The sequence below is a fragment of the Micrococcus sp. HMSC31B01 genome (assembly GCF_001816085.1).
Classification (GTDB): domain Bacteria; phylum Actinomycetota; class Actinomycetes; order Actinomycetales; family Micrococcaceae; genus Micrococcus; species Micrococcus luteus.
Genome location: NZ_KV825316.1, coordinates 1 through 6,551 on the forward strand (window position 1 = coordinate 1; position 6,551 = coordinate 6,551).

General features: G+C 73.3%; 6 protein-coding genes. 5 read left to right on the top strand and 1 reads right to left on the bottom strand.

Going from position 1 to position 6,551, the window contains the following annotated elements; all coding sequences use genetic code 11:
• Positions 1-154: 154 nt before the first annotated feature.
• The 5 genes from hpaD (at position 155) to HMPREF3105_RS10150 (ending at position 6,324) form a co-directional block, all read left to right on the top strand.
• Positions 155-1,321, top strand: coding sequence for a 3,4-dihydroxyphenylacetate 2,3-dioxygenase (hpaD, locus tag HMPREF3105_RS10130; RefSeq protein WP_070709499.1), 1,167 nt, complete (start codon positions 155-157; stop codon positions 1,319-1,321).
• A gap of 394 nt (positions 1,322-1,715) precedes the next feature.
• On the top strand, positions 1,716-2,501 hold the full coding sequence (locus tag HMPREF3105_RS10135) for a 2-keto-4-pentenoate hydratase (protein ID WP_070709501.1): 786 nt from the start codon (positions 1,716-1,718) through the stop codon (positions 2,499-2,501).
• Between the two features lie 133 nt (positions 2,502-2,634).
• Positions 2,635-3,495: an HpcH/HpaI aldolase family protein gene (locus HMPREF3105_RS10140; RefSeq protein WP_070709502.1), complete on the top strand. Its 861-nt coding sequence runs from the start codon at positions 2,635-2,637 to the stop codon at positions 3,493-3,495.
• 209 nt (positions 3,496-3,704) lie between these two features.
• The gene (locus HMPREF3105_RS10145) at positions 3,705-4,655 is read left to right on the top strand and encodes a hypothetical protein (protein WP_070709504.1); all 951 of its coding nucleotides are present in this window, start codon (positions 3,705-3,707) and stop codon (positions 4,653-4,655) included.
• A 172-nt stretch (positions 4,656-4,827) separates the two neighbouring features.
• Positions 4,828-6,324 carry a protein adenylyltransferase SelO gene (locus HMPREF3105_RS10150; RefSeq protein ID WP_070709506.1) on the top strand — a complete coding sequence of 499 codons (1,497 nt, stop codon included), beginning with the start codon at positions 4,828-4,830 and terminating at the stop codon, positions 6,322-6,324.
• A gap of 27 nt (positions 6,325-6,351) precedes the next feature.
• Here HMPREF3105_RS10150 and HMPREF3105_RS10155 read toward each other — a convergent pair.
• A partial coding sequence (locus HMPREF3105_RS10155) for an oxidoreductase C-terminal domain-containing protein (RefSeq protein ID WP_305791347.1) occupies positions 6,352-6,551 on the bottom strand: 200 nt, incomplete at its 5' end.

A 6,551-nucleotide genomic window follows, 5' to 3' on the forward strand; every position in this document is an offset into this window, starting at 1 on the left:
GGGTTGAGTTGTCGCGGGTGCGGGCGCCCCGGACCCGCGACAACTCAACCCGCGTTCCTCGAGAGCCTTTCCGTCGGTCGCCCGGATCGTATACGATCGAGCCACTGACCGTGTCCCAGGCCACAGCGCACCGCCCCCTCACCAAGGAGCACCGATGACCAACCTCGAGAGCCGCCAGAAGACCTCCTCCGGCTTCTTCGTCACCAAGGAAGTCCCCATCGACCCGGAGAACCCCCTCCCCACCCCGACGTCCGAGGCGCCGGACATCCTGCGCTCCGCCTCGATGGAGCTCGTGGTCACGGACCTCGCCCAGTCCCGCGAGTTCTACGTGGACGTGCTCGGCCTCGTGGTCACCGAGGAGGACGAGGAGACCGTCTACCTGCGCTCCATGGAGGAGTTCATCCACCACAACCTGGTGCTGCGCCAGGGCGAGACCGCCGCCGTGGCCGCGTTCTCCTACCGCGTGCGCACCCCCGAGGACCTGGACAAGGCGGTCGCCTTCTACGAGGAGCTGGGCTGCCGCGTCGAGCGTCGGAAGGACGGCTTCGTCAAGGGCGTCGGCGACTCCGTGCGCGTCGAGGACCCGCTGGGCTTCCCCTACGAGTTCTTCCACGACGTCGAGCACGTGGAGCGCCTGGCCTGGCGCTACGACCTCTACACCCCGGGCGCCCTGGTCCGCCTGGACCACTTCAACCAGGTGACCCCGGATGTGCCGCGCGCCGCCCGCTACATGCAGGACCTGGGCTTCCGCGTCACCGAGGACATCCAGGACGAGAACGGCACCGTCTACGCCGCGTGGATGCGCCGCAAGCCCACCGTGCACGACACCGCCATGACCGGCGGCGACGGCCCCCGGATGCACCACGTGTGCTTCGCCACGCACGAGAAGCACAACATCCTGGCGATCTGCGACAAGCTCGGCGCCCTGCGCATGTCCGACCACATCGAGCGCGGCCCGGGTCGCCACGGCGTCTCCAACGCGTTCTACCTCTACCTGCGTGACCCGGACGGCCACCGCGTGGAGGTCTACACCCAGGACTACTACACCGGTGACCCGGACAACCCCGTGGTCACCTGGGACGTGCACGACAACCAGCGCCGCGACTGGTGGGGCACCCCGGTCGTGCCGTCCTGGTACACCGACGCCTCCCGCGTGCTGGACCTCGACGGCAACCTGCAGCCGCTGGTCTCCCGCACCGACGACTCGGAGATGGCCGTGACCATCGGCGCCGACGGCTTCTCCTACACCCGCGAGGGGCAGGGCGAGGAGTCCATGCCGGAGTGGAAGCAGGGCGAGTACAAGCTCGGCAACCAGCTCTGACCGGCACTGCCGGCACCGCTCCGGGACACCACGACGACGGCGGGCACCCAACGCAGGTGCCCGCCGTCGGCGTCCGCCCTCCCTGCCACCCTCCGCGTCTCCCCGCCCCGCGCCGTTCGAGGCGGAAAATCCATCTCATTCGAGCCAGGAGGGCCAGTTTGAGCTCGATTTCCCGCCTCAAAGCGTGGGGAGCAGGGGTGTCCCGCCTCGCAGACGGGCGTCGGGGGGCTGGCCTGGCTCACGGTGCACCGCCGCCAGCCCGGGCTGGGCATCGGGACGCGCACCCCGGACTGATCCGGGGCGGTGACAGGATGGCGACGGGGCCGGGGGCCGAGCCGCGTAATCGTATACGATCAAGGTCAGGCCCCTGCCCGTCGTCGTGAAGGAGACCGCTGTGCTGGACCACGAGACCCACGTCAAGATCGCCGATGAGCTGCACCGCGCGGGCATCGACCGCGTGCCGGTGCCGCGGCTGACCGCGCGCTACCCGGAGATGGAGATCGAGGACTCGTACGCCGTCCAGCGCATCTGGGCCGAGCGCCAGGTCGAGGCGGGCCGCCGCAAGGTGGGCCACAAGATCGGCCTGACCTCCAAGGCCATGCAGGACGCGACCGGGATCGACGAGCCGGACTACGGCGTGATCTTCGACGACCAGGTGTTCGAGTCCGGCCACGTGTACGAGTGGAAGAAGTACACCCATCCGCGCATCGAGATGGAGCTGGCGTTCGTGCTGCGGGACGAGCTGCGCGGGCCCGGCCTGAACCTGATGGACGTGCTGCGCGCCACCGAGTACGTGGTGCCCGCGCTGGAGGTGCTGGACTCGCGCATCGAGATGGCCGGCCGCACCATCACGGACACCATCTCGGACAACGCCGCCCTGGGCTCCCTGGTGATCGGTGGCCGCCCCGTGGGCGTGCACGACGTGGACCTGCGCTGGGTGTCCGGCATCCTCTCCCGCAACGAGGAGATCATCGAGACCGGGGTGGCCGCGGGCGTCCTGAACCACCCGGCCAACGGCGTGCACTGGCTGGCCAACCGCATCGCCGGGCACGGGGACGCGCTCGAGGCCGGTGAGATCGTGCTCGCCGGCTCCTTCACCCGCCCGATGTGGGTGCACGAGGGCGACACCGTCTACGCCGACTACGGCCCGCTGGGCACCATCACCTGCCGCTTCGCCTGAGCCGCCCGCCGTCGTCGCCCCGCCCCGCCCGCCCGCAACGCGGGTTGACCTATCACCAGTACGACCCCGCTCCACCCGCGACAACTCAACCCGCGTCGGGTGGAGGGCGCGGAGAACCCCGAAGGAACGTCCCATGCCCGTCCGCCACAACCCGCAGCCGCTGTTCCGCGACCTCTTCACGCCCGAGGCCGTCGCCGCCCGTGGGGGCCGCCCCGCCGCCGGCATGTTCCTCTCCTCGGGGGACCCGACGACGGCGGAGATCTGCGCCGGCGCGGGCCTCGACTACCTGCTCATCGACGCCGAGCACGCCCCGCTGACCCTGCAGGACGTCCTCGCCCAGCTGCGCACGATCGCCGGCTACCGCGTGCCCACCCTGGTGCGCGTGCCGGCGCTGGACACCGTGGCCATCAAGCAGTTCCTGGACCTGGGCGCCCAGACGCTGCTGGTGCCCATGGTCGACGACGCCGCGATGGCCCGCCGCGCCGTGGCCGCCGCCCGCTACCCGGACGGCTCCGCCGAGGGCGGGGTGCGCGGCGTGGGCTCCGCCCTGGCACGCTCCGGCCGCTGGAACCGGATCCCCGGCTACCTGCCCGGCGCGGCGGACCACGTCTCCGTGATCGTGCAGATCGAGACGGCCGCCGGCGTGCGCAACGCGGACGGGATCGCGGCGGTGGACGGGATCGACGGCGTCTTCATCGGCCCCTCGGACCTCTCCGCGTCCCTGGGCCTGCTCGGCCAGCAGTCACATCCGGAGGTGGTGGCCGCGGTCGAGGAGGTCATCACGAAGGTCAAGGCCGCCGGGAAGTTCGTGGGCGTCAATGCGTTCGTGCCCGCGCAGGCCGACGCCTACGCCGCCGCCGGTGCGGACTACGTCAACGTGGGCGCCGACGTCGCCCTGCTGGCCCGCGCCGCCGAGGCCCTCGCCGACCGCTGGTGCCCGGCTCCGAGCGACGCCGCGGCCGACGGGGAGGGCGCGCCCCGCGCGTCGTACTGACCTGGTCATCCCCTCACTTCGGGGCGCGAAATCCACCCCATGGACGTCCGATCCTGGCCCATGACGTGGATTTCCCGCCTCGAATGGCTCGGGGCCGGCGCCCCGGGGGACGCCACCGCCTCCTGCACAACCACGCCGGGCCCCCTCGTGCGTCCCCAGGCCCCCGCTCGTCCGTCTCGGGACGCGGAGCGACGGGGCACGCTCGCCGCATGCCCCGTCGTCCCGCCCCGCTGCCGCCGTCGATCGACCCCGCCGCCTTCACGGTCGACGACGCGCGCCGGGCGGGTGTGACGTGGTCCCGACTGCAGTCCTCAGACCTGCGGCGGCTGCGCCACGGCATCTACGGGCCGGCCGGCCCTGCGGCGGCCTCCGTCCGTGAGTGGACGATGGACGAGGTCCGCGCGTACCAGCGGCGCCACCCCGGCGTCGTCGTCAGCCATGAGACCGCCGCCCGCCTGCACGGCCTGACCGTGCCCGCACGGCTGCTGGCCCCCGGTGCGGTGCACGTCAGCGTCGGCACCTCGGGCGGCCGGCCGGTCCAGGCGGGTCTGGTGCCGCACCGCATCGAGGTGCCGGAGGGACAGCGGATGACGCGGGGCGGCGTGCTCGTGACGACGCCGGCCCGCACGCTGTGGGACCTGTGCGCGGCACGGTCGGCGCTCACCGAGCGGGACGTCGTCGCCGCCGGTGACGCGCTGCTCTGCCCGCCGTGGCTGCCCGGCGGCGGACGCGGGGCTCCCGCCTACACCCCGGAGGAGCTCGTCCGATCGCTGGCCGAACGGGGACGTTTCCGGGGGCGCGGACTGGCCCGGGCAGCGCTGGCGAGGATGCGCGTGGGGGCGGATTCGCCGCGCGAGACGCGTCTGCGGCTGGCGCTCGTCGACGCCGGGCTGCCGGAGCCCGAGGTGCAGTGCCGGCTGGACCCGTCAGACCGCCGCGCTCCGACGGTCGACCTCGGGTATCGGCAGTGGCGCCTCGCGTTGCAATACGACGGCGAGCACCACCGCACCGCCGAGCAGCAGGCCCGAGACGTGCTGCGCGACCGCTGGTGCGCCGACCACGACTGGCTCTCGATCAAGGTCATGTGGGCCGACGCCCGGGACGACTACGCGGACGTCGTCGCGCGGGTGCGGCGCCGGGCGGCCGAGTTCGGTGGGTGACCCGGTGAGATCCACGGCCCCCGCGGCCCGCCACGGCCCCTCGTTTCGAGGCGGGAAATCCAGCTCATAGCACTCTGGTCCACGCCCATGGGGTCGATTTCCCGCCTCGAAAGGACGGGCCCGGTGGGAGTCGGCCCGTGAACACCCGTGCTCCCCCACGTAGCGTGGCCCCATGACCACGTCCGCCCCCACCCTGAGCTCGCATTTCGCCGACACCTTCCCCGAGCTCGCCCTGCCCTGGCAGGCCCAGGTCACGGACGGCCCGCAACTCGTCCTGCTCAACGCCGGCCTCGCGGCGGAGCTCGGCCTCGACGCCGAGTGGCTCGCCAGCGACGACGGCGTCCGCTTCCTCACCGGCGAGCAGCCCGGCCCGCACGCGCGGCCGGTCGCGCAGGCGTACGCGGGCCACCAGTTCGGCCACTACTCCCCCCGCCTGGGTGACGGGCGCGCCCTCCTCCTCGGCGAGCTCACGGCCCCGGACGGTCGGCTCCACGACCTGCATCTCAAGGGCTCCGGTCGCACGCCCTTCGCGCGCGGCAACGCCGACGGGCAGGCCGTGCTCGGCCCCATGCTCCGCGAGTACGTGGTCTCCGAGGCGATGCACGCCCTCGGCGTGCCGACCACGCGGGCGCTCGCCGTCGTCGCCACGGGCCACCCGGTCCGCCGCGAGACCGTGCTGCCGGGCGCGGTGCTGGCCCGGACGGCCGCGTCGCACCTGCGCGTCGGCACGGCCCAGTACGCCGCGGCCCTCCCCGAGCAGGCGCACCCCACGGAGGTGCTGCGCCGGATCGTCGACGAGGCCATCGCCCGCCACCACCCGCACGCCACCGACGCCGAGCACCCCGCGCTCGCGCTCTACGAGGCGGTGATCGCCGCGCAGGCCGAGCTCGTCTCCCGCTGGATGCTCGTCGGCTTCGTGCACGGTGTGATGAACACGGACAACATGACCCTGTCCGGCGAGACTATCGACTACGGCCCCTGCGCGTTCATCGACGCCTTCGATCCGGCCGCGAGCTTCTCCTCGATCGACACCCAGGGCCGGTACGCGTACGGCAATCAGGGGCCCATCGCGGCGTGGAACCTCGCCCGGCTCGGCGAGGCCCTCGTGCCCGTGCTCGACGACGACCCCGACCGCGCCGTCGCGCTCGCCCAGGAGGCGCTGGGCAGGTTCCACGGCGCCCATCTCGCGGCGTGGCGGGGCGGACTGCGGGACAAGCTCGGTCTCCCGGCGTCGGTGGCGGAGGACGACGTCGCCGCGCTCACCGACCGCCTGTTCCCGTGGCTGGCCGCGGCGCGGGCCGACTGGACCTCGTTCTGGGTGCGGCTGGCCGAGCACACGGCGGCGCCCGTGGACGACGACGCGGCGCGCACCGAGGCGGCACGACTCGTCCCCGGCGCTCCGGACCCCGCGGGGCTCGCCGCCTGGCTCGCGGACTGGCGGGCGATGGGTCCCGATCCGGCCCGGATGCGCGCGGTGAACCCCGTCTACATCCCGCGGAACCACCTGCTCGACGAGGCCCTGACGGCCGCGGAGGGCGGGGACCTCGCCCCGGTCCACCGGCTGCTCGAGGCCGTCACGGATCCCTTCACCCCGCGCCCCGGGTTCGAGCGGTACGCGGAGCCGGGTCCGGCGGACGGGGCCCCGTTCGTCACCTACTGCGGCACCTGACCGCTTTCGTTGACGAAACGGGCGCCCTCACCCCCGCGCCAGCGACTTGACCGGCACGGCCGGGTCCGCGAGCGCGGCGGCGTCCACCACGATCCCCCGGTCGATGATGCGCCGGGCGGCCTTGACGGTCATGGGGTCGTCGATCGACGCGGCCCCGCGCAGGGTCCCGTCCGCGGCCAGCGCGAAGCTCGCCACCACGACGCCGCGCACCTCGCGGTCCACGATCC

What these genes read in the sequence shown, in the direction of transcription:
- hpaD (WP_070709499.1), top strand. Translation starts at nt 155, where the DNA reads ATGACCAACCTCGAGAGCCGCCAGAAGACCTCCTCCGGCTTCTTCGTC.
- HMPREF3105_RS10140 (WP_070709502.1), top strand. Translation starts at nt 2,635, where the DNA reads ATGCCCGTCCGCCACAACCCGCAGCCGCTGTTCCGCGACCTCTTCACG.
- HMPREF3105_RS10145 (WP_070709504.1), top strand. Translation starts at nt 3,705, where the DNA reads ATGCCCCGTCGTCCCGCCCCGCTGCCGCCGTCGATCGACCCCGCCGCC.
- HMPREF3105_RS10150 (WP_070709506.1), top strand. Translation starts at nt 4,828, where the DNA reads ATGACCACGTCCGCCCCCACCCTGAGCTCGCATTTCGCCGACACCTTC.